Origin of the sequence: Pseudomonas sp. CCI1.1 (genome assembly GCF_034348165.1) — a bacterium.
GTDB classification, from domain to species: domain Bacteria; phylum Pseudomonadota; class Gammaproteobacteria; order Pseudomonadales; family Pseudomonadaceae; genus Aquipseudomonas; species Aquipseudomonas paracarnis.
The window spans coordinates 4380059-4405571 of sequence record NZ_CP133780.1 but is presented as its reverse complement, the minus strand read 5'-3'; the positions used below and the strand labels follow the sequence as shown (position 1 = coordinate 4405571).

The 25513-nt window shown below is 61.2% G+C and carries 27 protein-coding genes; 17 read left to right on the top strand and 10 right to left on the bottom strand.

All coding sequences use genetic code 11. From position 1 onward, the window contains the following. Positions 1-2: 2 nt before the first annotated feature. From RHM69_RS20035 to lptM, 4 genes are read right to left on the bottom strand one after another with little or no spacing between them, the layout of a single operon-like run. Complete coding sequence (locus RHM69_RS20035; RefSeq protein WP_014720458.1) at positions 3-719, bottom strand: DUF484 family protein; 717 nt, start codon at positions 717-719, stop codon at positions 3-5. A 13-nt stretch (positions 720-732) separates the two neighbouring features. Continuing rightward, on the bottom strand, positions 733-1563 hold the full coding sequence (dapF, locus tag RHM69_RS20030) for a diaminopimelate epimerase (RefSeq protein ID WP_014720457.1): 831 nt from the start codon (positions 1561-1563) through the stop codon (positions 733-735). Between the two features lie 3 nt (positions 1564-1566). Continuing rightward, positions 1567-2814, bottom strand: coding sequence for a diaminopimelate decarboxylase (gene lysA / locus RHM69_RS20025; RefSeq protein ID WP_003195418.1), 1248 nt, complete (start codon positions 2812-2814; stop codon positions 1567-1569). Between the two features lie 14 nt (positions 2815-2828). Continuing rightward, positions 2829-2996, bottom strand: coding sequence for an LPS translocon maturation chaperone LptM (gene lptM, locus RHM69_RS20020; RefSeq protein WP_003195417.1), 168 nt, complete (start codon positions 2994-2996; stop codon positions 2829-2831). 238 nt (positions 2997-3234) lie between these two features. On the opposite strand from lptM, the gene cyaY reads away from it, so the two are divergent. The 3 genes from cyaY (at position 3235) to rnk (ending at position 4333) form a co-directional block, all read left to right on the top strand. Next, a complete protein-coding gene (gene cyaY / locus RHM69_RS20015; RefSeq protein ID WP_014720455.1) occupies positions 3235-3567 on the top strand; it encodes an iron donor protein CyaY in 333 nt (110 codons plus the stop codon). 2 nt (positions 3568-3569) lie between these two features. Next, entirely contained in the window at positions 3570-3788 is a 219-nt protein-coding gene (locus RHM69_RS20010) for a DUF1289 domain-containing protein (protein ID WP_032873896.1), read from the top strand. A 131-nt stretch (positions 3789-3919) separates the two neighbouring features. Continuing rightward, a complete protein-coding gene (rnk, locus tag RHM69_RS20005; protein WP_014720453.1) occupies positions 3920-4333 on the top strand; it encodes a nucleoside diphosphate kinase regulator in 414 nt (137 codons plus the stop codon). On the opposite strand, the gene RHM69_RS20000 is transcribed toward rnk, so the two are convergent. From RHM69_RS20000 to RHM69_RS19990, 3 genes are all read right to left on the bottom strand, one after another. Continuing rightward, complete coding sequence (locus tag RHM69_RS20000) at positions 4330-7170, bottom strand: class I adenylate cyclase (RefSeq protein WP_200599390.1); 2841 nt, start codon at positions 7168-7170, stop codon at positions 4330-4332. The two genes, rnk and RHM69_RS20000, sit on opposite strands and share 4 nt — an antisense overlap. A gap of 167 nt (positions 7171-7337) precedes the next feature. Next, entirely contained in the window at positions 7338-7592 is a 255-nt protein-coding gene (locus tag RHM69_RS19995; RefSeq protein ID WP_014720451.1) for a TIGR02647 family protein, read from the bottom strand. Between the two features lie 95 nt (positions 7593-7687). Further along, the gene (locus RHM69_RS19990; RefSeq protein ID WP_014720450.1) at positions 7688-7972 is read right to left on the bottom strand and encodes a hypothetical protein; all 285 of its coding nucleotides are present in this window, start codon (positions 7970-7972) and stop codon (positions 7688-7690) included. A 125-nt stretch (positions 7973-8097) separates the two neighbouring features. On the opposite strand from RHM69_RS19990, the gene RHM69_RS19985 reads away from it, so the two are divergent. Further along, positions 8098-8757, top strand: a complete 660-nt coding sequence (locus RHM69_RS19985) for a glutathione S-transferase family protein (protein WP_014720449.1) — start codon at positions 8098-8100, stop codon at positions 8755-8757. Between the two features lie 96 nt (positions 8758-8853). Here the strand turns inward: RHM69_RS19985 and argH are convergent, their stop codons facing one another. Further along, positions 8854-10248, bottom strand: coding sequence for an argininosuccinate lyase (gene argH, locus RHM69_RS19980; RefSeq protein WP_014720448.1), 1395 nt, complete (start codon positions 10246-10248; stop codon positions 8854-8856). Between the two features lie 501 nt (positions 10249-10749). Between argH and RHM69_RS19975 the strand changes: the two genes are divergently transcribed. From RHM69_RS19975 to RHM69_RS19945, 7 genes are all read left to right on the top strand, one after another. Further along, positions 10750-11496: a LytR/AlgR family response regulator transcription factor gene (locus RHM69_RS19975; protein ID WP_003195394.1), complete on the top strand. Its 747-nt coding sequence runs from the start codon at positions 10750-10752 to the stop codon at positions 11494-11496. Positions 11497-11634: 138 nt separating this feature from the next. After that, complete coding sequence (hemC, locus tag RHM69_RS19970) at positions 11635-12576, top strand: hydroxymethylbilane synthase (protein ID WP_019819816.1); 942 nt, start codon at positions 11635-11637, stop codon at positions 12574-12576. Continuing rightward, a complete protein-coding gene (locus RHM69_RS19965) occupies positions 12573-13331 on the top strand; it encodes a uroporphyrinogen-III synthase (protein WP_200599382.1) in 759 nt (252 codons plus the stop codon). The genes hemC and RHM69_RS19965 overlap by 4 nt, the downstream gene beginning before the upstream one ends. 18 nt (positions 13332-13349) lie before the next feature. After that, complete coding sequence (locus RHM69_RS19960; protein ID WP_014720445.1) at positions 13350-14465, top strand: uroporphyrinogen-III C-methyltransferase; 1116 nt, start codon at positions 13350-13352, stop codon at positions 14463-14465. Between the two features lie 5 nt (positions 14466-14470). Then, positions 14471-15712: a heme biosynthesis protein HemY gene (locus RHM69_RS19955; protein WP_032901898.1), complete on the top strand. Its 1242-nt coding sequence runs from the start codon at positions 14471-14473 to the stop codon at positions 15710-15712. Positions 15713-15948: 236 nt separating this feature from the next. Then, positions 15949-16470, top strand: coding sequence for a disulfide bond formation protein B (locus tag RHM69_RS19950; RefSeq protein ID WP_014720443.1), 522 nt, complete (start codon positions 15949-15951; stop codon positions 16468-16470). A gap of 209 nt (positions 16471-16679) precedes the next feature. Further along, positions 16680-17138, top strand: a complete 459-nt coding sequence (locus tag RHM69_RS19945) for an Rsd/AlgQ family anti-sigma factor (protein ID WP_014720442.1) — start codon at positions 16680-16682, stop codon at positions 17136-17138. Positions 17139-17192: 54 nt separating this feature from the next. Here the strand turns inward: RHM69_RS19945 and RHM69_RS19940 are convergent, their stop codons facing one another. Further along, a complete protein-coding gene (locus RHM69_RS19940) occupies positions 17193-17870 on the bottom strand; it encodes an FKBP-type peptidyl-prolyl cis-trans isomerase (protein ID WP_200599384.1) in 678 nt (225 codons plus the stop codon). A gap of 192 nt (positions 17871-18062) precedes the next feature. Here RHM69_RS19940 and RHM69_RS19935 point away from each other — a divergent pair, with 192 nt between their 5' ends. Beyond that, complete coding sequence (locus tag RHM69_RS19935) at positions 18063-19238, top strand: AlgP family protein (protein WP_322255309.1); 1176 nt, start codon at positions 18063-18065, stop codon at positions 19236-19238. Here the strand turns inward: RHM69_RS19935 and RHM69_RS19930 are convergent. Further along, positions 19235-19699 carry a TIGR02444 family protein gene (locus RHM69_RS19930; RefSeq protein ID WP_200599509.1) on the bottom strand — a complete coding sequence of 155 codons (465 nt, stop codon included), beginning with the start codon at positions 19697-19699 and terminating at the stop codon, positions 19235-19237. The genes RHM69_RS19935 and RHM69_RS19930 overlap by 4 nt on opposite strands. 50 nt (positions 19700-19749) lie before the next feature. Between RHM69_RS19930 and abc-f the strand changes: the two genes are divergently transcribed. From abc-f to RHM69_RS19905, 5 genes are all read left to right on the top strand, one after another. Beyond that, on the top strand, positions 19750-21660 hold the full coding sequence (gene abc-f, locus RHM69_RS19925) for a ribosomal protection-like ABC-F family protein (protein WP_014720438.1): 1911 nt from the start codon (positions 19750-19752) through the stop codon (positions 21658-21660). Then, on the top strand, positions 21660-22226 hold the full coding sequence (locus tag RHM69_RS19920) for a mechanosensitive ion channel family protein (protein ID WP_003195372.1): 567 nt from the start codon (positions 21660-21662) through the stop codon (positions 22224-22226). Before abc-f ends, RHM69_RS19920 begins: the two co-directional genes overlap by 1 nt. A 96-nt stretch (positions 22227-22322) precedes the next feature. After that, positions 22323-22955 (top strand): LysE family transporter, encoded by a 633-nt coding sequence (locus RHM69_RS19915; RefSeq protein WP_005792425.1) that lies wholly within the window; start codon positions 22323-22325, stop codon positions 22953-22955. Positions 22956-23155: 200 nt separating this feature from the next. Next, a complete protein-coding gene (locus RHM69_RS19910; protein ID WP_137270694.1) occupies positions 23156-25051 on the top strand; it encodes an FTR1 family protein in 1896 nt (631 codons plus the stop codon). Between the two features lies 1 nt (position 25052). Then, positions 25053-25508, top strand: coding sequence for a YaiI/YqxD family protein (locus RHM69_RS19905; protein ID WP_014720436.1), 456 nt, complete (start codon positions 25053-25055; stop codon positions 25506-25508). Positions 25509-25513: the final 5 nt, after the last annotated feature.

The following is a 25513-nucleotide window of genomic DNA, read 5'->3' as shown; positions in this document are numbered from 1 at the left end:
GATCAGCGCACCGCGCGCAGGGTGGTGGTGTGGCGTGGCAGGACGCGGCCCAGCACTTCGGCGATATAGGTCAGGAACAACGTGCCCACCGAGCTTTTGTAGTGCGCCGGGTCGCGGCTGGCGATGGCCAGTACCCCGTGCAAGCCTTGATGGCTGAGGGCGATGACAGCCGTAGAGCCGATCTGCTTGCGCTGTTCGGCGCCAAACAGGAAGTCCAGCTCATGCTCGCGCAAGGTGCCGCTGACGGTCTTGCCTTCGGACAGCAGGCCGCCGATGGCCGTCTGCGCTTCGCCACCTGTGACCCAGCGGCCCACCGGCATCGGGTTGTCGCTGAACAGGATCAGGCTGACGAAGGGCACCTGGAAATCCTCACGCAGGCTGTCTTCCACGGCGATCACCGTTTCTTCCAGGCTGGTGGCATCCATCAGGGTCAGAATCAGGCGGCGGGTCTTGTCGAACAAGCGGTCGTTGTCGCGGGCCACGTCCATCAGATGCGAGAGCCGGTGGCGCATTTCAATATTACGCTCGCGCAGGATCTTCATCTGCCGCTCCACCAGCGATACGGTATCGCCGCGCTGGTGAGGGATGCGCAGGGCCGGCAGCAGTTCTTCGTGCTCGACGAAGAAGTCCGGGTTAGCCTCAAGGTACGCCGCGACAGCAGCGGCCTCCAGGCTTTCACTCGGAGTAGCGTGTGCGGGTACTTGAGGCTTATCGGTCATTAGCTTGGCTCACTCATAGACGGACCTGTCCTTCGTATACGCGCGAGGCCGGCCCGGTCATCATCACCGGGTGGCCAGGGCCTGCCCATTCGATGGACAAACGTCCGCCGGGCAGGTCGATCAACAGCGGCGAATCCATCCACCCCTGGCTGATCGCAGCCACGGCAGCGGCGCAAGCACCGGTGCCGCAAGCCTGGGTTTCGCCGACGCCGCGTTCCCATACGCGCAATTGCGCACGGTTGCGGTCGATCACCTGCAGGAAGCCCACATTGGCCCTTGCCGGAAAGCGCGGGTGATGTTCGATCTTCGGCCCCAGTTCGTGCACGGGGGCGTTATTGATGTCGGTGACCCGCAGCACTGCATGAGGGTTGCCCATGGACACGGCGGCGATGTCGACGGTCTTGCCGTCTACATCCAGTGCATAACTGGTGGCCTGCTCGCTGGCCTGGAACGGAATATCCGCCGGCACCAGGCGTGGGGCGCCCATGTTGACGCTGATCTGGCCATCGTTGCGGATGTCCAGTTCGATCACGCCGCCTTTGGTTTCGACGCGAATCTGGCGTTTGGCAGTCAGACGCTTGTCGAGCACAAAGCGCGCAAAGCAGCGCGCGCCGTTGCCGCACTGTTCCACTTCGGAACCGTCGGAGTTGAAGATCCGGTAGCGGAAATCCACCTCCGGGTTGCTCGGCGCCTCGACCAGCAGCAACTGGTCGAAACCGATCCCGGTGTGGCGATCACCCCACTGTTTGGCGTGCTTGGGCAGGATGTGCGCGTGCTGGCTGACCAGGTCGAGGACCATGAAATCATTACCCAGCCCGTGCATCTTGGTAAAACGCAGCAGCATGGCTTACTCCGGCAGCAGGCTTTCGCCAGCATACAACTCGGCTACCGTCTCGCGGCGACGCACTTCAAATGCTTGATCACCGTCCACCAGCACCTCGGCGGTACGCCCGCGGGTGTTGTAGTTGGAACTCATGACAAACCCGTAGGCACCGGCCGAATGCACGGCCAGCAGATCACCTTCCTCAAGCGCCAACTCACGATCCTTGGCGAGGAAGTCGCCGGTCTCGCAGATGGGCCCGACGATGTCATAGGCGCGGGCTTCGCTTGTGCGCGGCGTCACGGCGGTGACATCCATCCAGGCCTGGTACAGCGCCGGGCGGATCAGGTCGTTCATCGCCGCATCGACGATGGCGAAATCCTTGTGTTCGGTATGCTTGAGGTACTCGACCTGGGTCAGCAACACGCCAGCGTTGGCGACGATGTAGCGGCCCGGCTCGAACATCAGCGTCAGGTCGCGGCCTTCGATGCGTTCGCGCACGGCCTGGATATAGTCGGCAATCAGTGGCGGCTCTTCATCGCGATAACGCACGCCCACGCCACCACCGAGGTCGATGTGGTGCAGGTAGATGCCGCACTCGCCGAGGCGGTCGATCAAGGCCAGCAGGCGGTCGAGGGCATCCAGGAACGGTGGCAGGGTGGTCAGTTGCGAGCCGATATGGCAGTCGACGCCCAGCACTTCCAGGTTCGGCAGTTGGGCTGCGCGGATGTACACGTCCTCGGCGTCGGCGATGGCAATGCCGAACTTGTTCTCTTTGAGACCGGTGGAGATGTACGGGTGGGTGCCGGCGTCGACATCCGGGTTGACGCGCAGGGAGATCGGCGCGCGAACGCCCATTTCGGCGGCAACGACTTGCAGGCGCTCCAGTTCGTCGGTGGATTCGACGTTGAAGCAATGCACGCCGACTTCCAGGGCGCGGCGCATGTCTTCGCGGCTCTTGCCGACGCCGGAGAAGACGATTTTGTCCGCCTGGCCACCGGCGGCCAGTACGCGTTCCAGCTCGCCACGGGACACGATGTCAAAACCAGCGCCAAGACGCGCCAGGACATTGAGTACACCCAGGTTGGAGTTGGCCTTGACTGCGTAGCACACCAGGTGCGGCACGCCGTCGAGGGCGTCGGTGAACGAGCGGTATTGGGCTTCGATATGCGCACGCGAGTACACATAGGTCGGGGTGCCGAAGCGCTGGGCAATCGCGGACAAGGCCACGCCTTCCGCGAACAGCTCGCCGTCCCGGTAGTTAAAAGCGTCCATAAGTTTCCCTTAACTTAGTAGGTGTCGTGCTTATGGGCTTTTGACGGCTTTTGCGACGATTGCGCCTGTTCGTTTGGATCTTTGCTGTCATCCGGCAGGTACAACGGGCCTTTCTGGCCACAGGCACTAACGAGGCAAGCGACCGCGACGAGCGCAGCAAGGGAAGAGATCAGGCGCTTCATGGCGAAATCCTTGAATATGCATTAATTGCGCCCGAGTATACCGACCACCCGCCAGCTTGCCTATGCGCCGCAACACCCGTCCGGCGGGGGTTTGCCGAGACAGTAGGGAAGCAGGCTACGATGCCTGGGGATATTTCGTACCGTCATCCGTGATCAAATCAGTATCCTTTGCAATCGGCGAGGCTCGCCCGTATCGTGCGGCGCTTGAGCAAAACCAGACACTTTTGAGGTTGCCACAATGAGTTTGACCGAAGCCCGTTTTCACGACCTGGTGGATGCCACCCAGGAGAAGCTGGAAGATATTTTCGACGACAGCGACCTGGATGTGGATCTGGAAAACTCGGCCGGTGTGCTGACCGTCAAGTTCGAGACTGGCCCGCAATTGATCTTCAGTCGCCAGGAGCCTCTGCGTCAGCTGTGGCTGGCGGCGCGCTCCGGTGGCGTTCACTTCGACTACGATGAAGAAAGCGGCAAATGGCAGTGCGACAAGAGTGAAGAGTTGCTGGGTGAGATGCTCACCCGACTGGTCCAGGAATACACCGGCGTCGAGCTGGATTTCGACGAGGTCTGATGGTGAGTGAGCCTGCAACCGTACGCCCGCCCAAGCCGCTGTTTAGCAATGTCAGCCCGGCAGTGCCGTCACCTTGTATCAGTTTGTGTCGCCTGGACGAGCAGAAAGTCTGCCTGGGCTGCTTCCGCCACGTGGAAGACATCCGGGAATGGCGCTCTGCCGACGATGCGCGGCGCCGGGTGATCTGCGCCGAGGCTGAACAGCGCAAGGCGAGCGCCTGACGGCGTCTTGTTTATTTGTGTCGCTGTGGTAGTGTCCGGATACACCTCCATTCATCGAGGTCCGTGAGAACCCCGCCTTTTCCTGGCGGGGTTTTGCTTTTTTGTGCAGAAAAAAGGAGTCTGCCTGAATCATGACCACCGCACCGTCCATCATTCTTACCCGTCTTGACGTGCAGCGTCTGGAGCAACTGATCGACCGCTTGGGCGACGAGTTTCCCGGCGCCCGAGCGTTGCAAGCCGAACTCGACCGCGCCGAAGACGTGGTTGGTCACGATGAAGTGCCTGCGGGTGTCGTGACCATGAACTCCAGCGTGCATTGCCGTGAGCAAAGCAGCGGCAAGGACTATCACCTGACGCTGGTCTACCCCAAGCACGCGAACGCCGACGAAGGCAAGATTTCGATCATGGCACCCGTGGGCAGCGCATTGCTCGGCCTGCAAGTGGGCCAGCACATCGACTGGCCGGCGCCAGGCGGCAAGACCTTGAAGCTGGAATTGCTCAGCGTCGAAGGCCAGCCCAAAGATGGCGGCGCCTTCCCGCTCTAAACCTGATTCAAGGCCGCATTGAGTGACTGTTCCAGTTCGGCTTTATAGCGCAGGTACAGATTGCTTGGGCTTTGCACATCACCGAGCAGCCCCGACAGATCCAGATCAGTGATATAGCAGCGGTAACGCTCGGTTTCCCGACGTTGCCCGACGATCTCCCGGGCGACCACCGTAAACAGCTGGTCGCCAAATTCCAGTTCGCAAAACTCCCGCTGATTGCAGTACAGGGTGATCCCTACGTGGCCTGGCGTGCCTTTGCCGATAATGGCCTGCACGTCATAAAACGCCTTGTTGGCCGGGTCTTGCGGGGCCGGCCTTGGCTCAACGCCCCGCGCACGGCCGCTGCCCGATGGCAACAGTTGGTAATACAGGATCTGTATCTCGCCCGCGGGTTGCTGGGTGTCCAGGGACGATAGTGCTTCGCGGCGATACAGGATCGATTGCAAAAAGCGCTGCAACGGCGCCAACAGGCTTTGCTCATCATGAAATGGCAAGCGCTGTTGCCAGAGCGCGTTGAATTCGTCGAGCACGTAGACGTCGGCGAAGCCTTCATTAACGCGGTAGAACACCTGCACACATTCGGCTTGGCCCATGGGCAGCAGCAGCGCCAGGTCGTGGTCTTCCAAGGCCATGGCGTCCAGGTGCCACGGGTTATAGCTGACCAGCTCCTCGCTGAGGTAGGCGATCAGCGCGTCCTGGGTCGGCAGTGACACATGGGTGGCCTGGCCCGGTACCAGTTCCATGACGTGATAATGCTGCTGCACCTGGAGCAGGTAGCGATGATTGCCCTGGCCGAGCAGCAGATGCTGCGCGGTGTCGAATACCTCTTCCACCCGCTGGGCAATGAACTGTGCCCGGTTGTGACAAAAACAACGCACTCGCAGGCGTGGCAGATGGTTCGAGGGCAGTTGGTTGAGGTAGTCGCGCAGGCAGTCGAGCAGGGCGTGGGGGCCGTCATAGCGGCTGACCATCACTTCGTTCCAGCTGTTGAGCGTGACCTGGTCCAGGGTCAGCACCAGATTGTCGCGCACGCCGGCATAGCTCAGGGAGTCGGTGCGCTCTGTGGTCATCAGGATATTCAGGTCGCGATGATGTTTGAGCGGGTCAACCCCAACGTTGATCAACAGCAGCACCTCTTCCGGCACTGCCGGGCGCAGCAAGCGGCTCTCATCGACACTGGACAGGGGCAGGGCGATGGTCTGTTGCAGGCTGCCCAATAGGTTGAACAGCTCGAACTCGGTCATGTCGCTGGTGCCGGGGTGCAGCGCCAGGCGGGTGCTGCTGTCGATCACGCCGTTGCGATGGCACCAGGTGAGCATTTCCAGCAGGTCGCGGCTGCGTTTGATCGGGGCGAAGTGTTCCCACTCCAGAGCGGTAAGGTTGCCGTTATACAGGCCCCAATGGTGCTGGCCCGGCTCCTTGCGGTTGGGCGACTGCACCAGGGTCAAAGTGTCTTCGGCCAGGTCCGGGGCGATGCCGGGGTTGATGAACTCGACCTTGCCGGCCTTGCGCTCGAACGCCGCATACAAGCGGCGGCCCAGTACATTGAGTTCGCGTTTATTGACCGCGCTGGCGGTGTGTTCGCTGCGGGTGAACTGGGTGAGGAAGCGGTAGCTGTAGTTCAACTCATTGACCAGAGCACGGCGCTCGGAGGCGACCTGGCGCACTTTCCATTGGCTGCGGCTGTCCAGCAGGGCCAGTTGGCGCGTGTCCCAGCCCCACTCATGCGCCAGGCGTTCCAGCAGCTGCCGTTGCCAACCGGCGGTGCGCTGGCCGGCGCTGAGCTTGCGGTTGACCTTCAGGTACAGGCTGCGGCGCACCAGTTCCAGGCGCTCCAGCTCGTTGCGGGCCTTGAGGTATTCCTCGATGCGGCGGTAGACCATGATGTACGGGTCCAGCTCATCCAGGTCTACCTGATGGCTGAACACCGCCTGTTTGAAGCGCAGGCTCAGGCATTGCACCTTCGGGTGTTCGCTGGCGTAGACCTCGGTCAGCAGCAGCTTGAGCACCGATTTATAGGGCGACTCGATGCCCTTGAAGAGTTGCCACAGCCCGGCGCCAATAAACTCCCCCGGAGGAATATGAGCCAGATGGCCGAGGTCGAGGGTTTCATCGGCGCGGATGAAGCGCTTGGACACCAGGGCGTGAGTAAATTCGGCGTAGCGGTTTTCTTCGTAGACCGGTACCAGCCACCAGATGGGGGTGCGCCCGGCCAGCCAGATCGCGGTGCGATAGAACTCATCCAGCAGCAGGTAGTGCTGGGTGGTGCCGCAGTCGTCGGAACTCAGTGGCGTATCGCGATCACCCAACACAAAGCGCGTCGGGTCGATCAGGAAGAAATGCGCCTCGGCGCCCATGCTCAAGGCCCAGGTTTCCAGCAGTTGGCACTTTTTGCGCAGCTCGGCCAGCTCGGTCTCGCTCAGGTCGGGAGCGTGGCATACCCACACGTCCATATCGCTTTGATCGGCCTGCGCCAGCGTGCCAAGGCTGCCCATCAGGAACAAACCGTGGATCGGCGTAGGCGGGTTGCCATGGCGCGGTTTATAGGAGAACGAGCGGGTCAGGCGTTGGGCATCGGCCAAGGCCTGGGCGTCCGGTTCGAAATTCGACAGGCCAGCCGGTGTGTTACTGGAGACATAGCCCGGCAACAGCGGATGATTGACGTGGAAAAACAGCGGCAACAAAGCCAGCACGCTTTGCTGGCGTGGCGTCAGCCCCTCGACGGCCCGGGCCATGCGGCCTTGATTGAGGGTCATGAAACGCGCGCGCAGTTGGGTCAGCACCTTACGGTCGATGCCTTCGTCCAGATCGGGGCGGATTTCATGGGTGCGGGTCATGTCGAACTCGGTGGCTCGCAGCCCGACGCGGGCGGCCATGCAGGAGTTTACAGACAGTAGCGTAGGAGTTTTAGAGGGAAGTGGCTTTTTGGCGTCAGAATTTCGTATGCCGCGCAGCAACACCCGCGGAATCCGCAGGCGGCGGACTCCATGGGCGGTATCAAGTATCAGGCGGCTTCTTTGGTGTTGGCAGTGGTCAGGATGGTCAGCAGGGTTTGGGCTTGCTCGGCAGCGTCCCGGCCAAGGCTCGTCAGGTAGCCCCCGTCCGGTTGGTCAATCAGCCCTTTGGCATGGAGGCGCTTGGCAGCGGCGATGGCAGTAGGGGCGGCAGTCTGATGGACTTTCAAGCCTTCCTTGGTGCTGTCCAAGGGGAAGAGTACAAGGATTTCCAGTTCGGCAACCAACTCAGGGGTATACGACATAAGGACTCCAGACTTTCTAAAATTTATTAGAGGCTAGCAGGCCATAAGGTGAACGCACTTTGCCGAACTGTCCAGCGTGTTGCTGCGTGCCGGGGTTATTCCTTTTCCGGCGGCAGCTCGGGCAGTGCCCGCAGTGCCGTTTCATACCACTCGGTATTGAAGGCGCGGTCATCTTCGAGCATGGCGTCGATCTCGAACGCCAGCACGTGAGCCATCAGATTCAGGATATCTTCGCGCTCGTAACCCACCAGGGTCAGTTTGTTGAACGTAGCCTTGGCCGCTGGCGGGTTATCGCTCTCGATCTGGTTCTCGATGGCTTCGATCAGCGTGGTCTCGGTGAATTCTTCTTCGTCGTTGTCGATATCGGTCGGCTCGCTCATGGCAGGCTCCTCAAGGAAAGGGCGTCAGTCTACCCCCATTCAGGTGGGTGATGCTGCTGGTCAGGGTGCCCTCGAGGATCTATAACTCTTGCAGCCAACCCCACACCCGGCCTGGAGGCTTTGCGATGCTCAAGCTTTACGGATTTTCGGTCAGCAACTACTACAACATGGTCAAGCTGGCGCTATTGGAGAAAGGACTGCCCTTCGAAGAGGTGCCTTTTTATGCTGGGCAAACTCCCGAAGCCTTGGCGGTAAGCCCCCGCGGCAAAGTGCCGGTGCTGGGTGTGAAGCAGGGGTTCATCAACGAAACCAGCGTCATTCTCGAATACCTCGAACAGACCCAGGAAGGTCCGGCGCTGTTGCCCGCCGACCCGTTTGCGCGGGCTCAGGTGCTGGCGCTGTGCCGTGAGATCGAGCTGTACATCGAACTGCCTGCGCGGGCGTGTTTCGCCGAGGCTTTTTTCGGCATGGCGGTGCCGGAGGCGATCAAGGAGAAGTCCAGGGCCGAGCTGCTGCTTGGAGTAGGTACCTTAGGCCGGCACGGGAAGTTCGCGCCTTATGTGGCGGGGGAGAGCTTCACCCTTGCGGACCTGTATTTCATGTACAGCCTGAACCTGGCCTGCGGTGTGGGCGAGAAGCTGTTTGGGCTGGATCTGCTGGAGCCGTTGCCGAAGGCGAAAGCCTTGTTGGCGCGCCTGAATGGGATGCCCAATGCGCAGAAGGTAGAGGCGGACAGGCAGGCGGCGATGCCGGCATTCATGGCGATGATTGCGGCCAAGAAATAACCAATGTGGGAGGGGGCTTGCTCCCGAAGACGGTGGGTCAGCTAAGATTTTCTTGTCTGATACACCGTCTTCGGGAGCAAGCCCCCTCCCACAATTTTAGCGGCTGGCGAGCAATTGCTGGCCGCGCACGACCGCCGCCTTGACCTGTGCCGGCGCAGTGCCGCCCACATGATTACGGGCATTCACCGAGCCTTCCAGGGTCAGCACGGCAAACACATCCTGCTCGATCTGGTCGCTGAACTGGCGCAGTTCTTCCAGGCTCATTTCCGCCAAGTCCTTGCCGGTGTCCACACCGTACTTCACGGCGTGGCCGACAATTTCGTGGCAGTCACGGAACGGCAGGCCCCGGCGCACCAGGTAGTCCGCCAGGTCGGTCGCGGTAGAGAACCCGCGCAGGGCCGCTTCACGCATGATCGTATGCTTGGGCTTGATCGCCGGAATCATGTCGGCAAAGGCACGCAACGAGTCGCGCAGGGTATCGGCGGCGTCGAAGAGCGGTTCCTTGTCTTCCTGGTTGTCCTTGTTGTAGGCCAATGGTTGGCCTTTCATCAGGGTCAGCAGGCCCATCAGTGCACCAAATACACGGCCGCTCTTGCCACGCACCAACTCTGGCACGTCGGGATTTTTCTTTTGCGGCATGATCGAACTGCCGGTGCAGAAGCGGTCCGGCAGGTCTATGAACTGGAATTGCGCGCTGGTCCATAGCACCAGCTCTTCGGAGAAGCGCGACAGATGCATCATCGCGATGCTGGCGGCGGCGCAGAATTCGATGGCGAAGTCCCGGTCCGACACGCCGTCCAGGGAGTTGCCGCCCACGGCGTCAAAGCCCAGCAGCTGTGCGGTGTACTCACGGTCAATCGGGTAAGTGGTGCCGGCCAGTGCAGCGCTGCCCAGCGGCATGCGGTTGGCACGCTTGCGGCAATCGACCAGGCGCTCGTAGTCGCGGCTGAGCATTTCGAACCAGGCCAGCAGGTGGTGGCCGAAGGTCACAGGCTGTGCGGTCTGCAGGTGAGTGAAGCCGGGCATGATGGTGTCCGATTCACGCTCGGCCTGCTCCAGCAAACCTTTTTGCAGGCGGGTGATTTCGCCCAGGATCAGGTCGATCTCATCGCGCAGCCACAGGCGGATATCGGTGGCGACCTGATCGTTACGGCTGCGACCGGTGTGCAATTTTTTGCCGGTCACGCCGATGCGATCGGTCAGGCGTGCCTCGATGTTCATGTGCACGTCTTCCAGGTCGACGCGCCAGTCGAACGTCCCTGCCTCGATCTCACCGCGGATGGTGGTCAGGCCGTCGATGATGCTGTCACGCTCGGCGTCGGTCAGCACGCCGACCTTGGCCAGCATCGTGGCGTGGGCGATGGAGCCCATGATGTCGTGGCGGTACAGGCGTTGATCGAAGGTGACGGAGGCGGTGAAGCGCGCGACGAAGGCGTCGACGGGTTCACTGAAGCGGCCGCCCCAGGACTGGTTGGTCTTGTCGGTGCTCATGGATTCGCTCGTGATCTGCTTAAAAGAGGCATGAAGGTGTGCCGGCGATCATAACAGGGTTGCCCGTGGAGGCGGTGCTGCGGGTGATCGGCAATTTTATTTGTGTAAGAGATGGCTAAGTGCCTTGCCGCCGACCGCATCCGGGACGAGACTGGGGGCAGGTACTTATTGAAACGATATTTGACGATTGAGCAATGTCGCCTCAGTGAGCGTCTACAGTTGGACTGATAGTGTGTGAATGCACCAAAGTCGGGTGATGCGGTCATAACCAGACTATCCATTAAACAGGGGGGTATTCGGATTGTTTATCAGTGAACCCTACGACGATGCCCGAAGGCAGCGGGTCTTGGGCGCTATTGAACAGGTCCGGGTAAATTTGGGTGCCATTCTCAGGGCACTTTTTGCCGCTCGCGCTAGTCTTAGCGTGGATCGCTGTGACGTCAGTCACCGCACCTGTCTACGCTATCCTTGTGCGAGACTCACGCAGGAATCCAGCGCAATATGAATGTCCTGATCGTTGATGACGAACCCCAAGCCCGCGAGCGACTGAGCCGTCTGGTCAGTGAACTCGAGGGTTATACAGTCCTTGAACCGAGCGCCACCAGCGGCGAAGAGGCGTTGACGCTGATCGACAGCCACAAGCCGGATGTAGTGCTGCTCGATATCCGCATGCCGGGCTTTGATGGCCTGCAGGTCGCCGCCCGCTTGAGCGAACGCGAATCGCCGCCCGCCGTGGTGTTGTGTGCGGCGCAGGATGAGTTTTCTGCACAAGCGCTGGAAGACAGCGGTGTCAGTTTTCTCGTCAAGCCGGCCACTGCCGAAGCCTTGCTCAAAGCCTTGAAAAAAGCCGAGCGTCCCAGCCGCGCCCAACTGGCTGCCTTGACGCAACCGGCTGCGCAAAGTGGTAACGGGCCACGCAGCCATATCAGCGCACGTACCCGCAAGGGCATCGAGCTGATCCCACTCGGCCAGGTGGTTTACTTTATTGCCGATCACAAATACGTGACCTTGCGCCACGAGACCGGTGAAGTGTTGCTTGATGAACCGCTCAAGGCGCTTGAAGACGAGTTTGGCGAGCGTTTCGTGCGCATTCATCGCAACGCGCTGGTCGCCCGTGAACGCATCGAGCGCCTGCAGCGCACGCCCCTGGGGCACTTTCAGCTATTCCTGAAGGGGCTCAATGGCGATGCGTTGATCGTCAGCCGACGCCATGTCGCTGGCGTGCGCAAGATGATGCAGCAGCTTTAGCCCAAGGGTTGCGGCGCGGTCTGCATTCCTTATCCCGGTGCGACGTGGCCAGGGAGGCCCCGCACTTGCTGATTCAAATCAAAGCGTATTTGCCTGAGCTGTTATTATCCGCCGTATCTATTCAGTACGGATTGATCCATGTCCTCTCGCGAAATCCGCATCGCCACCCGTAAAAGCGCCTTGGCCTTGTGGCAGGCCGAATACGTCAAAGCACGCCTTGAACAGGCCCATCCCGGCCTCAAGGTCTCCCTGGTGCCCATGGTCAGTCGCGGCGACAAGCTGCTGGACTCGCCATTGTCGAAAATCGGCGGCAAGGGCCTGTTCGTCAAGGAGTTGGAAACTGCGCTGCTGGACAACGAAGCCGACATCGCCGTGCATTCGATGAAAGACGTGCCCATGGACTTCCCTGAAGGCCTGGGCCTTTTTTGTATCTGCGAGCGCGAAGACCCGCGCGACGCCTTCGTTTCCAACACCTTCGCGTCCCTGGACGAATTGCCGCTGGGCAGTATCGTTGGCACCTCCAGCCTGCGTCGCCAGGCCCAGTTGCTGACGCGGCGTCCCGACCTGCAGATCCGCTTTTTGCGTGGCAACGTCAACACGCGCCTGGCCAAGCTCGACGCCGGCGAATACGACGCGATCATCCTCGCCGCTGCCGGCTTGATCCGCCTGGGCTTTGAAGACCGCATCACCTCGGCCATCAGCGTCGAAGACAGCCTGCCCGCTGGCGGGCAGGGCGCAGTCGGAATCGAATGCCGCACCGCCGACAGCGAAATTCATGCGCTGCTAAAACCTCTCGATCACGCAGACACCGAAGTGCGCGTCACCGCCGAGCGTGCCTTGAACAAACACCTCAACGGTGGCTGCCAGGTGCCCATCGCCTGCTATGCCGTACTCGAGGGTGAGAACCTGTGGCTGCGTGGCCTGGTTGGTGATCCGGACGGCGGTAACCTGCTGACCGCCGAGGTACGTGGGCCGCAACGTGATGCCACGGCCTTGGGGATTCAGGTCGCCGAAGCGTTGCTGGAAAAAGGCGCGGGTACCATTTTGCAAAAAGTCTATGGCGAGGCCGGCCCGCAGTGACCGACTGGCGAGTGCTGCTGACGCGGCCTGCCGAGGAGTCGACGGCCCTGGCGGCGTTATTAGCCCAGAGCGGTATTCACAGCAACTGCCTGCCTTTGCTGGAGACTGAAGCCTTGCCGGTGACCGCAGAGCAACACGCGGTGTTCGGCGCGCTGCCGCGCTATCGCGCCGTCATCGTGGTGAGCAAGCCGGCTGCGCGCCTGGCGTTGCTGCGGTTGGGGGGCAGTGTGCCGCCAATGCCCTGGTTCAGTGTCGGCGCGGCCACGGCCCAGATATTGGCCGATCATGGCCTCAACGTTCACTTTCCCGCCACGGGCGATGACAGCGAGGCCTTGCTTGAACTGCCCGCCTTGCGCGAGGCTATTGCAGCGCCGGGTGCCCGGGTGTTGATCCTGCGCGGCGAGGGCGGGCGTGAGTTGCTGGCAGAGCGTTTACACGAGCAAGGTGCTAGTGTCGATTACCTGGAATTGTATCGGCGTTTTCTTCCGGTGTATGAGAAGGGCGCGTTGATGCAACGCATCCAGTTGGAACGCTTGAACGGCCTGGTGGTCAGCAGTGGGCAGGGTTTTTTACACCTGCACGCGTTAGCCGGCCCCGATTGGCCAGAGGTGGCACAGCTGCCGTTGTTCGTGCCCAGCCCGCGTGTATATGAAATGGCGCGGGCCGCGGGTGCAGAAAAAGTTGTGGATTGTCGCGGCGCGAGTGCCGCGGCTTTGTTAGTGGCGTTAGGGAGCTATCCCGTTCCCACTCTCTGATACGCAAAGGACGGATACGTGAGCGAAACAGCCTTGCCTAAAGATGAAGCTCAGCCCGCGCTTGATGCGCCGGTCGAGACACCGGTCAGCGCGCCACGCCGTGGCAATGGCCTGGCAGTCGTCGCCTTGCTGTTGGGCGCTGCGGGCGTAGCCGCCGGCGGCTGGGGGATCTGGCAGGTCCGTGCCCTGCAAGCCAGCAGCCAGCACCAACTGGGCCAGGTGCAGACCCTGGATGACCAGTCCCAGAGCCTCAAGCAAGGCCAGCAACAGCTGGCCGCCCGCCTGGCGCAGTTGCCGGGTGCGGATGAGCTGGAAGAGCGTCGCCGCCTGGTCACTCAGTTGCAGGGTGATCAGCAGCGTCTCAACCAGCGTCTGGAAACCGTGTTGGGTGCCAGCCGCAAGGACTGGCGCCTGGCAGAGGCCGAGCATCTGATCCGTCTGGCCAGCTTGCGTTTGTCCGCCTTGCAAGACATCAACAGCGCCCAGTCGCTGGTGCAGGGGGCCGACGAAATTCTTCGCGAGCAAAGTGACCCAGGGGCTTTCGCTGCACGGGAGCAATTGGCCAAGAGCCTGGCCGCGCTGCGCAGCACCGAGCAACCGGACCGTACCGGCCTGTACCTGCAATTGGCTGCCTTGCGTGACCAGGTGGTGCAACTGGCGGCGATTGCCCCGGAGTATCAGCTCACGGAGCCTGCTTCCCAGGGGCGTCCCACCAGCGATACGCAGAACCAGTTGAGCCAGTGGTGGGAGCAGATCTCCCGTTATTTCCGCATCGACTTCAACCCGGATGACAACATCCGTCCCTTATTGGCAGGCCAAGGCCTGAACCAAGTGCGGCTGGCCTTGAGCCTGGCGCTGGAGCAAGCCCAATGGGCTGCGCTTAACGGCGAGGCGGCGGTGTACAGCCGCTCGTTGGGAGAAGCGCGCAGCGTATTGCAGGACAACTTCAACCAGGACAACCCGCAGAGCAAGGCGATGCTGGCGCGTATTGCCGAGCTTGAGCCCAAGGCGGTGTCGGTGGTCACGCCTGACTTGGCTGCGAGCCTGGCTGCTGTGCAGGCGTACCTTGAACGCCGTCATCAGTCTGCCGACGAAGCCAAGGCTTCGGCTGGCAAACCGGCGACCCAGGAGTAGAGCTGATGAAGCGTTTCTATGTGATCCTGGTGCTCGCGATTGCGCTCGCGCTGGCCCTGGGTGTGGGCATTTCGAAACACACCGGCTACGTGTTGATTACTTATCCTCACCTGCTGCATTACGAATCAAGCCTGTGGGCGACATTGGTGGCGGTGTTCGCCATTGGCCTGGCGATTTACCTGATCCGCGTGTTATGGAGCCTGGTCAGCACATCCGGTGGCGTGGTCAACCCCTGGTCACGACGCAACCGCAGCCGTCGTGTGCAGATCGCTATCGAGCAAGGCCAGATGGACCTCGCCGAGGGCCGCTGGGCCAGCGCCGAACGCCACCTGCACCGCGCCGCCGAAGCAGAGCGCCAACCCCTGCTGTATTACATCGGTGCCGCCCGTGCGGCCAATGAACAGGGCCGTTATGAGGAATCCGACGGCTTGCTGGAGCGTGCGTTGGAACGCCAGCCCCAGGCCGAACTGGCCATTGCACTGAGCCATGCGCAGTTGCAGATGGACCGTGGCGATACGGAAGGCGCACTGGTCACCCTTCAGGCGATGCATGAGCGTCACCCGCACAACGCGCAAGTACTGCGACAGTTGCAACGTCTGCATCAGCAGCGTGGCGATTGGTCGTCTGTGATTCGCCTGCTGCCTGAGCTGCGCAAGGACAAAGTCTTGCCCGCCAATGAGCTGGCCGAGCTGGAGCGTCGCGCCTGGGGCGAGAACCTGAGTCTGGCGGCCCAGCGTGAAGAGCAAGGCGAAGCCGGGTTGCAGTCTCTGGAGCGCGCATGGGAGCAACTGACCGCAGCCCAGCGCCAACAGCCACAACTGGTATTGGCGTATGCCGACCAACTGCGTCGATTGGGCGCAGATGCCAAGGCCGAGGAAGTGCTGCGTGGCGCCCTTAAACGCGGTTATGACAGTCACCTGATCCGGTTGTATGGCCTGCTGCGCGGCAGTGATCCTGCGCGGCAACTGAAGTTTGCCGAAGGCTGGCTCAAGGACCATCCAGGCGATGCCAGCCTGCTGCTGACGCTGGGTCGTCTGTGCCTGCAAAACAGTCTGTGGGGCAAGGCGCGGGATTATCTGGAAAGCAGCCTGCAAGTACAGCGCAATCCCGAAGCCTGCGCCGAATTGGCTCGCCTGCTGGCCCAATTGGGCGATACCGAGCGCAGCAACCAGCTGTTTCAGGAGGGCTTGGGGTTGCTCGACAATCGTCTGCTGTCCTCGCCGCTGCCAGTGCCTGCGCGAGTTTGAAGTAGGAAAGGGTGGATGGGTTGGCTAGGACCGATCTGACACCCAACCCTTCAAACCCTGCAACCCCTCGGCTTAACTGGCTTTGTTACTAATTCCTACTTGTCTTGGCTGATTTTCCTCGGGCCCGTGGCGGGATGTCCTTATGTTTTCGAGGAAAAGTCCGCTCTAGGGCGTATTGAAAGGGGTCGGGCCTTTCCTCTACCGTAGCGACCTATCTCTTGCAGTGCGGATAAACAATGTCTCTGGCCCCTTTACGCTCTTTGTTTTTCCTGGCGTTCATGGCGGGTGCGCTGACGTTGGGCGCGTCTTACTACCTTCAATACGGTGCGCTGCTACGACCTTGTTTTCTATGCCAGGTACAACGCCTGTTCCTCGCCTCTTTTGCCTTGATCAACCTGATTGCCGCGCTTCACAAACCTGGGCGTTCCGGCCTTTGTCTTTATGGGTTGGCGAGCATGGGCTGTGCGTTGCTGGGCGCCATCACCGCAGGCCGGCAAGTCCTGTTGCAGAACAGGCCGGCAAGCCAGGTGGGGGATTGCTGGCCCAGCCTGCAGGACATGCTTGAAAACCTGTCTGTCTGGCAGGCAATGCGCTCGGTGTTCAATGGCACGGTCGATTGCGTTGAAATCAACTGGACGCTGTTTGACTTGAGCCTGCCTGAGTGGAGCCTGCTGTTTTTTGTGGCGATGCTGATCCTGGGGTTCATGCAGGTGTCACGGCTGTTGTTCGGCAGGCATTTGCGCCTCGCAACACCTTGAAAACGAGACTCAGATTGTAGGAGCGGATTAAACACTTGTATGAACATTCTCTCCTGCGTACCTTGAAGCCATAGTCATGCGGGCATAATCTGGCCCGCACGCGTTATCCAAACCGCTTGTCAGACGCGGCCTTGTCCGTCTGCTGCTTCATCCTTGAAGTGTTGCGCAGGTACAGAGCTGCGGCGCCCCAATAGGGAAGAGAGATCATCATGTTGGAAAGTTGTCAGAATGCTCAGGAACGCTGGGGTGGGGTGCACAAGCTGATCGACAGCTGGTTGAAGGCACGTCACGAACTGGTTCGGGCCTTTGATGCTCTCGGCGCCAAGCCCGAAGCGTTGGGCGAGAATCGCAAGCCGTTGCAGGAGTTCTGTGAGGTGTTGGTGGACTACGTGTCTGCCGGCCATTTCGGCGTCTACGAGCAACTGACCAAGGAGGCCGAAGCCTTCGATGATCAGCGTGGCCTGGAGTTGGCTGAGACGCTTTATCCGCGCATCGATGTGATCACTGAAAAGCTGCTGGCGTTCACCGACCTGTGTGATGCCGGGAAATGTGTCGCGGAAAAATTCAAAGAGTTGGGGGCGCTGTTGCATGAGCGTTTCGAGCTGGAAGATTGCTTGATCGAAGTGCTGCACAACGCTCATAAGGAAGAACCCGCCACCCAGGCTTGAAGCTGGTGGCGAGGTAAGAAAAACGGTGCGCATGTCGCACCGTTTTTTTATGGGTCAGTGGCGAGTGCCGATTAGTTCGATCTCGAACACCAGCGGCGTATAGGGGGGGATCAACTCACCTGCGCCGTCTGCGCCATAGGCCTGGGCTGAAGGAATCACCAGACGCCATTTCGCACCCACCGGCATCTGTTGTAATGCACTGCTCCAACCGCTGATCACGCTGTTGAGGCGAAACCATTGCGGTTGCGTACTTTTGTCGAAGACAGTTCCATCAGGCAGTCGGCCCACGTATTTAACCTGCACTTCATCGCTGGCCAACGGCTTGTTGCCAGTGCCGGGTGTCAGCTCGGTGAGCAGGATCCCATCGGCCAACTGACGAACGCCGGCTGCGGCTTTTTCCCTTGAGAGAAATTGCTGCTCGGCAGCGAGTGCTTTTTCGCTTTGAGGTCGTTGGGCGTCGGCGGCGTTCTGCGTTTCGTGCTGCGCGAGGATCTGTTCGATGCGCACGTTATCCAGCGCCAGTGGCTTGCCTTGGTAGGCTTGCTTGAGTCCGTCGAGCAGGGCCTGTATCTGCAGGTCGGGGACTTCCTGGCGCAACCGTTCGCCAAGGCTTGCGCCCAGGCTATAGGCAAGATCGTGCGGGGTTGCGGCGGTGGTGTTTGACGAGGGTTGCTCGCTTGCATCGGCCACGCAGATCGCCAAGCCGAACACTAGAAAAAGGTAACGCGACATGGGCATTCTCCCGGCGAAAGTGCGACGGATTATGCCAGTGCGAGTGCGTAAAAAGTGGCACGGTTTTCCGTTATATCGATAAGAATTTTCGCACGTTGCAACGCAACGCAAAGGATACTGTCAACATGCCCTAGCGGCGGTAAGAGCAGAGGGCTAGTATGAGCCGCACCCACGTCAGCCAGGAGGTAAACCATGTCGGCCAAACAGAAGCCTGTAAATACCCCGTTGCACTTGCTCCAACAACTTTCGGGCAGCCTGCTCGAACATCTGGAAAGCGCGTGCTCCCAAGCCTTGGCTGATGCAGAAAAGCTGCTCGCCAAACTGGAAAAGCAACGCGGTAAAGCGCAAGAAAAGCTGCACAAATCCCGCACCAAACTGCAAGACGCCGCCACTGCCGGCAAGTCCAAGGCACAAGCCAAAGCCAAAGGCGCGGTCAAAGAACTTGAAGAGCTGCTGGATGCTCTCAAGGATCGCCAAGCCGAAACCCGCAGCTACATTTCCCAACTCAAAAAAGACGCTCAAGAAAGCCTGAAACTGGCCCAAGGTGTTGGCCGTGTGAAGGAAGCCGTAGCTAAAGCACTGGGTGCTCGTACGCCTGCAAAAGTAGCCGCCAAGCCAACTGCTAAAACTGCTGCCAAGCCAGCCGCTAAAACCGCTGCTGCCAAACCAGCCGCGAAGCCAGCTGCTAAAACTGCTGTCGCCAAACCAGCTGCCAAGCCAGTCGCTAAAACCGCTGCTGCCAAACCAGCCGCGAAGCCAACTGCTAGAACTGCTGCTGCCAAACCAGCTGCCAAGCCAGTCGCTAAAACCGCTGCTGCCAAACCAGCCGCGAAGCCAGCTGCTAAAACTGCTGCTGCCAAACCAGCTGCCAAGCCAGTCGCTAAAACCGCTGCTGCCAAACCAGCCGCGAAGCCAGCTGCTAAAACTGCTGCTGCCAAACCAGCTGCCAAGCCAGTCGCTAAAACCGCTGCTGCCAAACCAGCCGCGAAGCCAGCTGCTAAAACTGCTGCCGCCAAACCAGCTGCCAAGCCAGTCGCTAAAACCGCTGCTGCCAAACCAGCCGCGAAGCCAGCCGCTAAACCTGCTGCTGCCAAACCAGCTGCCAAGCCAGTCGCTAAAACCGCTGCTGCCAAACCAGCCGCGAAGCCAGCCGCTAAAACCGCTGCTGTCAAACCGGCTGCCAAGCCAGCCGCTAAACCTGCGGCTGCTAAACCAGCCGTGAAGCCAGCCGCCAAGCCAGCGCCCGCAAAGCCAGCCGCTCCAGCAGCACCCACTGCCACCCCGGCAGCAGCCACCGCTCCAACTGCATCGGCCAGCAGCACCCCTGCACCGGTAGCGCCAAGCACCACCCCAACCAGCGCTTCCTAAGTGTTGGTGGCCATGACGCGCAATTGCAGCAGCGCGTCGTGGTCAAGGTTGGCGGCTTCGGTCGCCAGGCCTTCAAGCCAGTCTTGCTGATCCACCACCTCATTGATCGGCCATGTCTGCGCCAGCGCTTCCAAGCGCGCCAGCAACGTTCTTTCGGCCTCCAGCTCCAGTGTCTTGATCTGCTCGCGTAGCGATGCCAATTGCGCATCCTGCTGGGCCAAGGCTCGCCATTGCACGCGCACTTGTCGTAGCGGTTCGACTACCTGCACCCGCCACGGATGAGCCATCCGTTGCAGTGCCTGAACGCGTTCGGGCTTGTACGCCACACCTCGTTGCTCCAGCCAAGCACCACACAACAACAGGCACACGTCTGCCCCTTGCTCCTGCAAGCGCAGGCACGCGGCCTCCACGCCTGGACGGGCATAGGTCGAAAGGGCAAAGCTCCACAGGTCAGCGCACATATTCACACCCAAGCCAGCGGCCAACGAAGCTGGTAGACTCCGCCGCCATTATGATCCGACTTCAAAGCCTAACATTACAGCGTGGCCCGCAACGTCTTCTTGAAGACGCCGAGCTGACCCTGCACGCCGGTCACAAAGCCGGCCTGATCGGTGCCAACGGCGCCGGCAAATCCACGTTGTTCGCCCTGTTGCTGGGGGAGCTGACCCCGGATTCCGGGGACTGCCTGCTGCCTGCCGACTGGCGCATTGCCCATATGCGCCAGGAGATCGACACCCTGGACCGTATCGCCATCGACTACGTGCTCGATGGCGACCTGCGCCTGCGCCAGGTGCAACACGACCTGGCTGAGGCCGAAAAAGCCCAGGACGGTGCCGCCCAGGCGCGCCTGCACTCGGAGCTGGACAGCGCCGACGGCTACACGGCCGACGCTCGCGCTCGCAAGATGCTCGCTGGCCTTGGGTTTACCAACGAACAGATGGACCGCCCGGTCGCCGACTTCTCCGGTGGCTGGCGCATGCGCCTGAACCTGGCTCAAGCGCTGATGTGCCCCTCTGACCTGCTGCTGCTCGACGAACCGACCAACCACTTGGACCTCGATGCGATCCTGTGGCTGGAAGATTTCCTCAAGAGTTACCAGGGCACCTTGCTGCTGATCTCCCACGACCGGGATTTCCTCGACGCCGTGGTCGATAACATCGCCCATGTCGAACAGAAGAAAATCACCCTTTACCGTGGCGGCTATACCGCGTTCGAACGCGCCCGCGCCGAACGCCTGGCCCAGCAGCAACAGGCCTTTGAAAAGCAACAGGCGCAACGTGCGCACATGGAAAGCTACATCGCAAGGTTCAAGGCCCAGGCTACCAAGGCCCGCCAGGCCCAGAGCCGGATCAAGGCCCTGGAACGCATGGAAGAGCTGTCGGCGGCCCACGTCGATTCGCCGTTCGACTTTGTCTTCCGTGAGTCGGTGAAGATCTCCAGCCCGCTGTTGGACCTCTCGGACGCTCGCCTTGGCTATGGCGACAAAACCATCCTTGAGAAGGTCAAGCTGCAGCTCACGCCGGGCGCACGCATCGGTTTGCTCGGCCCGAACGGCGCAGGCAAGTCGACACTGATCAAGAACCTTTCGGGTGAGCTTGAGCCGCTGGCCGGTCGCCTCACTCGTGGCGAGAACACGGTGGTGGGTTACTTCGCCCAGCATCAACTGGACTCGCTGGACGCCAAGGCAAGCCCGTTGTTGCACCTGCAACGCCTGGCGCCGACCGAGCGCGAGCAGACCCTGCGCGACTTCCTTGGCGGTTTCGACTTCCGTGGCGCGCGCATTGACGAACCTGTGCTGAATTTCTCCGGTGGCGAAAAAGCCCGACTGGCCCTGGCCCTGATCGCGTGGGATCGCCCGAACCTGTTGCTGCTCGACGAGCCGACCAACCACTTGGACCTGGAAATGCGCCTGGCGCTGACCATGGCCCTGCAGGAGTTCAGCGGTGCGGTATTGGTGGTGTCTCACGACCGTCACCTGCTCAAGAGCACCACCGACAACTTCCTGCTGGTGGCCGACGGTAAGGTCGAAGAGTTCGATGGCGACCTGGACGACTACGCGCGCTGGCTGACGGAGTACCGCCTGCGCAATGCGCCGGCCAGCAACACGCCGGTCAACCCGGACAAGACCGACAAGAAAGCCCAGCGCCAGGCCGCCGCCGCGCTGCGCCAGCAGTTGGCGCCGCACAAGCGTGAGGCCGACAAGCTGGAAGCCGAACTGGGCAAGGTGCATGAGCGCCTGGCCAAGATCGAAGCCAGCCTGGGCGACAGCGCCGTGTACGAGGCGGCGCGCAAGGACGAGCTGCGTGACCTGCTGGCCGAACAGGCCAAGCTCAAGGTGCGCGAGGGGCAGTTGGAGGAAACCTGGATGGAGGCCCTCGAATTGCTCGAAACCCTGCAAGCGGAGCTGGAGGCGCTGTCCTGATGGAGGCGTTGCAATTACCGGTACCGGTGCAATGGATCGAACCCATCTGGATCGGCGTGCAAATCCTGCTGATCCTGCTGGCTGGCTACCTGGCTCAGCGCTTCGTCGCAAAAGGCCTTACGCGCCTGGGTGAGCGCTACCCGTTCCCGCCGCAATTGCTGATGCCCCTGCGGGGCGGCTTGCGCTGGCTGATCATGGGCAGTGCGCTGATCTTTGTGCTGGGCCGCCTGGGTGTGTCTGCCACGGTGTTGTGGACGGCCCTGTCAGGCTTTGTCGCGGTGGCGGCCGTGGCGTTCTTCGCCATGTGGTCGGTGCTGTCCAACTTGCTGTGCGCGATCCTGATCTTTACCGTCGGGCCGTTTCGCCTGGGTGATATCGTCGAGCTGGTGGACACCGTCGACAAGCCGGGCGTGAAGGGCCGGGTCGTGGCGATCAACTTGCTCTACACCACGCTGATCGAAGTCGAGGAAGCCGGGACCAACAGCGCGATGGTGCAGGTGCCCAATAGTCTGTTCTTCCAGCGTTCGGTGCGACGTTGGCCCGGGTCTGGCACTAATATCCTGTAGGCGCGAGCAAGCTCGCTCCTACAGAAATCTATAGCCAGCCTTTGGTCGCTGGAGTTAGCTTAAGGCACAACCGCTAACTCCCTTACGAGGTGTGCAATGGCTCTCGATACATGGCTGGCCTTTTTCCTGGCCAGTTGGATCATCTCCCTTTCTCCTGGCGCCGGTGCCATCGCCTCGATGTCCAGCGGCCTGCAATACGGTTTTGTGCGTGGCTACTGGAACGCCATCGGTCTGCAACTGGGCCTGGCGATGCAGATTGCGGTGGTCGCCGGTGGTTTGGGTGCCATTCTGGCGGCCTCGTCTACTGCGTTCTATGCGATCAAATGGTTTGGCGTGGCCTACCTCGTGTATCTGGCCATCAAACAATGGCGTGCCCTGCCCATGGACATGACCGATGACGCCGCCGTGCGCCCGATCGGCAAACCGATGGCGATGATGTTCCGCGGCTTCCTGGTTAACGCCAGCAATCCCAAGGCGCTGGTGTTCATGCTGGCGGTGCTGCCGCAGTTCGTGAACCCGCAGGCGCCGTTGTTGATCCAGTACCTGATCCTCGGTGCCACTATGATCAGCGTCGATATGATCGTGATGGCGGGCTACACAGGGTTGGCGTCGAAAGTCTTGCGCCTGTTGCGTACGCCCAAACAACAGAAACGCGTAAACCGCACCTTTGCTGGCTTGTTTGTCGGCGCTGCCGGTTTCCTGGCGAGCCTGCATCGCGCCACGGCCTGACCAAGCGACTGGCTCAAAAATGTGGGAGCGGGCTTGCTCGCGAATACGGTATCAGTCAAAGAAAATAGTGACTGAAGCACCGCGTTCGCGAGCAAGCCCGCTCCCACATTGGTTTTAGGGTGATATGAAATAACACCTTGAGTCGAATCCATTAAAGCTCAACAATAGTGTTACTTCGTATTTCCACTTGAGATTCATTCATGACCGCCCCTTTCCGCTTTCTCGCCTGGCTGCTGTTGCCGGCGTTGCTGTCGTGCAGCTTCAATCTGTTGGCCGCGACCGCCGAGGGCGCGCCGCAAGCCCTGCATTTGCTGGACTACATTGGCGCCGACTACCCACCCACGGTGGAGGCGGGCAAGGTGGTGGATGACTCGGAATACCGTGAACAAGTGGAATTTCTCGGGGTGTTGCAGGGGCTGGTGGCGGATTTGCCAGACAAACCCGAGCGCGCCGAGCTGATAAAGGGCGTTGATGAACTGCTGGCCGCGGTCACTGCCCACCAGGATGGCGCAAGCGTTGCCCGCCAGGCCCGCCAATTGGGTGCCAAGCTGGCCGTGGCGTATGAAGTCAGCCAGGCCCCGGCCATCACGCCGGACCCGACGCGCGGCGCGCCGCTCTACGCCCAGCATTGTTCGGTGTGCCACGGCACAGCAGGGGCCGGCGATGGCCCCGCAGGCATGGGCATGACGCCACCACCCGCTAACCTGCGCGATGCCACGCGCCTGGATCGCCTGAGCCTCTACGCGATCTACAACACCCTCGGCCTGGGCGTGGAGGGCACCGACATGCCGTCGTTCGCTGACCAATTGGACGACCGCCAGCGCTGGGACCTGGCAACCTATATCGCCGGCTTCACGGCCGACCCGGCCGCCGCCAAAGGCGAGCAGACATTCAACCTTGCCGACCTGGCCCGACAGACCCCCAATGAAGTGCTCGCCGCTGACGGCCCTGGCGCTGCCGCGACGTTCCGCGCCCAGCGTGCCCAACCGCCGCAGGTTCAGCGTGGCCCTGCGCAGTTGCTCGACTACACCGCCGCCACCCTGGACAAGAGCCTCGCGGCCTTCCGCAACGGCGACCATGAGCAGGCTTACGATCTGTCCGTCGCGGCCTATCTGGAAGGCTTCGAACTGGTGGAAAGCTCCCTGGATAACGTCGATGCCAATGTGCGCAAAGACACCGAGAAGGCCCTGATGGCCTATCGGCAATCGTTGCAGGACGGCTTGCCTATCGAGCAGGTGCAGCAGCGCTTGGACTTGGCCAAAGGCAAACTCACTGAATCGGCCGGTTTGCTGGGCGGCGATGGCCTGAGCTGGTCGTTGAGCTATATCTCCGGCTTGCTGATCCTGCTGCGCGAAGGCCTGGAAGCGATTCTGGTGCTGGCAGCGATCCTCGCCTTTCTGCGTAACACCGGCCAGCAATCGGCGGTGCGCAGCGTCAACGTCGGCTGGGGCCTGGCGCTGTTGGCAGGCTTGGGTACCTGGGCTTTGGCGGCCTATGTCATTGACGTCAGCGGTGCCCAGCGTGAGTTGCTTGAAGGCTGCACGGCGTTGTTTGCCAGTGTGATGGTGCTGTGGCTCGGCGTGTGGATGCACGACCGGCGTCACGCGGCAGCCTGGCAGGACTACATCAAGAGTAGCCTGGTGGGCGGCGGTGGGCGTTTCGGTTTTGCCGTGCTGGCGTTCTTCTCGGTGTACCGCGAACTGTTCGAAGTCATCCTGTTCTACGAAACCCTGTGGCTGCAAGCCGGCCCTGCCGGGCACAACGCGGTGCTGGCCGGTGGTGCCACGGCGTTGGTGCTGCTGGTGGGCCTGGCCTGGGTGATCCTGCGCGGTTCGGCGAAGTTGCCCCTGGCGCTGTTCTTCGGCATCAACGCCGCGCTGCTGTGTGCGCTGTCGGTGGTGTTTGCCGGGCACGGTGTGAAAGCCTTGCAGGAAGCAGGCATCTTCGGCACGCGGCCGGTGGCGTTCTTTGACTTCGACTGGCTGGGCATCCACGCCGATGCGTACTCGTTGGGGGCACAGGCCGTGGCGATCCTGGCGATTGTGGTGTTGTATGGCCGTAGCCGCCTGACCGAAAAGCGCCGGGCGGCGGCGTAGCATGCGCGTGTGGATCGACGCCGACGCCTGCCCTCGGGCGGCCAAGGACCAAGTGGTGAAGTTCGCCCTCAAGCGCCAGTTTGAGGTAGTGCTGGTGGCAGGGCAAAGCCAGATCAAACCGAGCTTTGCCTGTGTGAAGCTGATCGTGGTGCCCAGCGGGCCGGATGCCGCCGATGATTACCTGGTGGAGCACGCCGTGCCCGGCGAACTGGTGATTTGCAGCGACGTGCCCTTGGCCGACCGCCTGGTGAAGAAGGGCGTGACGGCCCTTGACCCGCGTGGCAAGGAATTCAGCCCAGCGAACATGAGCGAGAGGTTGGCGGTGCGTAACCTGTTTACCGACCTGCGCGAGCAAGGCCAGATGGGCGGCGGCCCACCGCCCCACAGCGAAAAGGACAAGCAGGCGTTTGCCAATGCGCTGGACCGAATCCTTACCCGCTTGATGAAACCACTGTAGGAGCG

Excerpts from the sequence above, each read along its gene's own strand:
- RHM69_RS20035 (WP_014720458.1), bottom strand. The coding sequence starts at position 719 with ATGACCGATAAGCCTCAAGTACCCGCACACGCTACTCCGAGTGAAAGC.
- dapF (WP_014720457.1), bottom strand. The coding sequence starts at position 1,563 with ATGCTGCTGCGTTTTACCAAGATGCACGGGCTGGGTAATGATTTCATG.
- lysA (WP_003195418.1), bottom strand. The coding sequence starts at position 2,814 with ATGGACGCTTTTAACTACCGGGACGGCGAGCTGTTCGCGGAAGGCGTG.
- lptM (WP_003195417.1), bottom strand. The coding sequence starts at position 2,996 with ATGAAGCGCCTGATCTCTTCCCTTGCTGCGCTCGTCGCGGTCGCTTGC.
- cyaY (WP_014720455.1), top strand. The coding sequence starts at position 3,235 with ATGAGTTTGACCGAAGCCCGTTTTCACGACCTGGTGGATGCCACCCAG.
- rnk (WP_014720453.1), top strand. The coding sequence starts at position 3,920 with ATGACCACCGCACCGTCCATCATTCTTACCCGTCTTGACGTGCAGCGT.
- RHM69_RS20000 (WP_200599390.1), bottom strand. The coding sequence starts at position 7,170 with ATGACCCGCACCCATGAAATCCGCCCCGATCTGGACGAAGGCATCGAC.
- RHM69_RS19995 (WP_014720451.1), bottom strand. The coding sequence starts at position 7,592 with ATGTCGTATACCCCTGAGTTGGTTGCCGAACTGGAAATCCTTGTACTC.
- RHM69_RS19990 (WP_014720450.1), bottom strand. The coding sequence starts at position 7,972 with ATGAGCGAGCCGACCGATATCGACAACGACGAAGAAGAATTCACCGAG.
- RHM69_RS19985 (WP_014720449.1), top strand. The coding sequence starts at position 8,098 with ATGCTCAAGCTTTACGGATTTTCGGTCAGCAACTACTACAACATGGTC.
- argH (WP_014720448.1), bottom strand. The coding sequence starts at position 10,248 with ATGAGCACCGACAAGACCAACCAGTCCTGGGGCGGCCGCTTCAGTGAA.
- RHM69_RS19975 (WP_003195394.1), top strand. The coding sequence starts at position 10,750 with ATGAATGTCCTGATCGTTGATGACGAACCCCAAGCCCGCGAGCGACTG.
- hemC (WP_019819816.1), top strand. The coding sequence starts at position 11,635 with ATGTCCTCTCGCGAAATCCGCATCGCCACCCGTAAAAGCGCCTTGGCC.
- RHM69_RS19955 (WP_032901898.1), top strand. The coding sequence starts at position 14,471 with ATGAAGCGTTTCTATGTGATCCTGGTGCTCGCGATTGCGCTCGCGCTG.
- RHM69_RS19950 (WP_014720443.1), top strand. The coding sequence starts at position 15,949 with ATGTCTCTGGCCCCTTTACGCTCTTTGTTTTTCCTGGCGTTCATGGCG.
- RHM69_RS19945 (WP_014720442.1), top strand. The coding sequence starts at position 16,680 with ATGTTGGAAAGTTGTCAGAATGCTCAGGAACGCTGGGGTGGGGTGCAC.
- RHM69_RS19940 (WP_200599384.1), bottom strand. The coding sequence starts at position 17,870 with ATGTCGCGTTACCTTTTTCTAGTGTTCGGCTTGGCGATCTGCGTGGCC.
- RHM69_RS19935 (WP_322255309.1), top strand. The coding sequence starts at position 18,063 with ATGTCGGCCAAACAGAAGCCTGTAAATACCCCGTTGCACTTGCTCCAA.
- RHM69_RS19930 (WP_200599509.1), bottom strand. The coding sequence starts at position 19,699 with ATGTGCGCTGACCTGTGGAGCTTTGCCCTTTCGACCTATGCCCGTCCA.
- abc-f (WP_014720438.1), top strand. The coding sequence starts at position 19,750 with ATGATCCGACTTCAAAGCCTAACATTACAGCGTGGCCCGCAACGTCTT.
- RHM69_RS19920 (WP_003195372.1), top strand. The coding sequence starts at position 21,660 with ATGGAGGCGTTGCAATTACCGGTACCGGTGCAATGGATCGAACCCATC.
- RHM69_RS19915 (WP_005792425.1), top strand. The coding sequence starts at position 22,323 with ATGGCTCTCGATACATGGCTGGCCTTTTTCCTGGCCAGTTGGATCATC.
- RHM69_RS19910 (WP_137270694.1), top strand. The coding sequence starts at position 23,156 with ATGACCGCCCCTTTCCGCTTTCTCGCCTGGCTGCTGTTGCCGGCGTTG.
- RHM69_RS19905 (WP_014720436.1), top strand. The coding sequence starts at position 25,053 with ATGCGCGTGTGGATCGACGCCGACGCCTGCCCTCGGGCGGCCAAGGAC.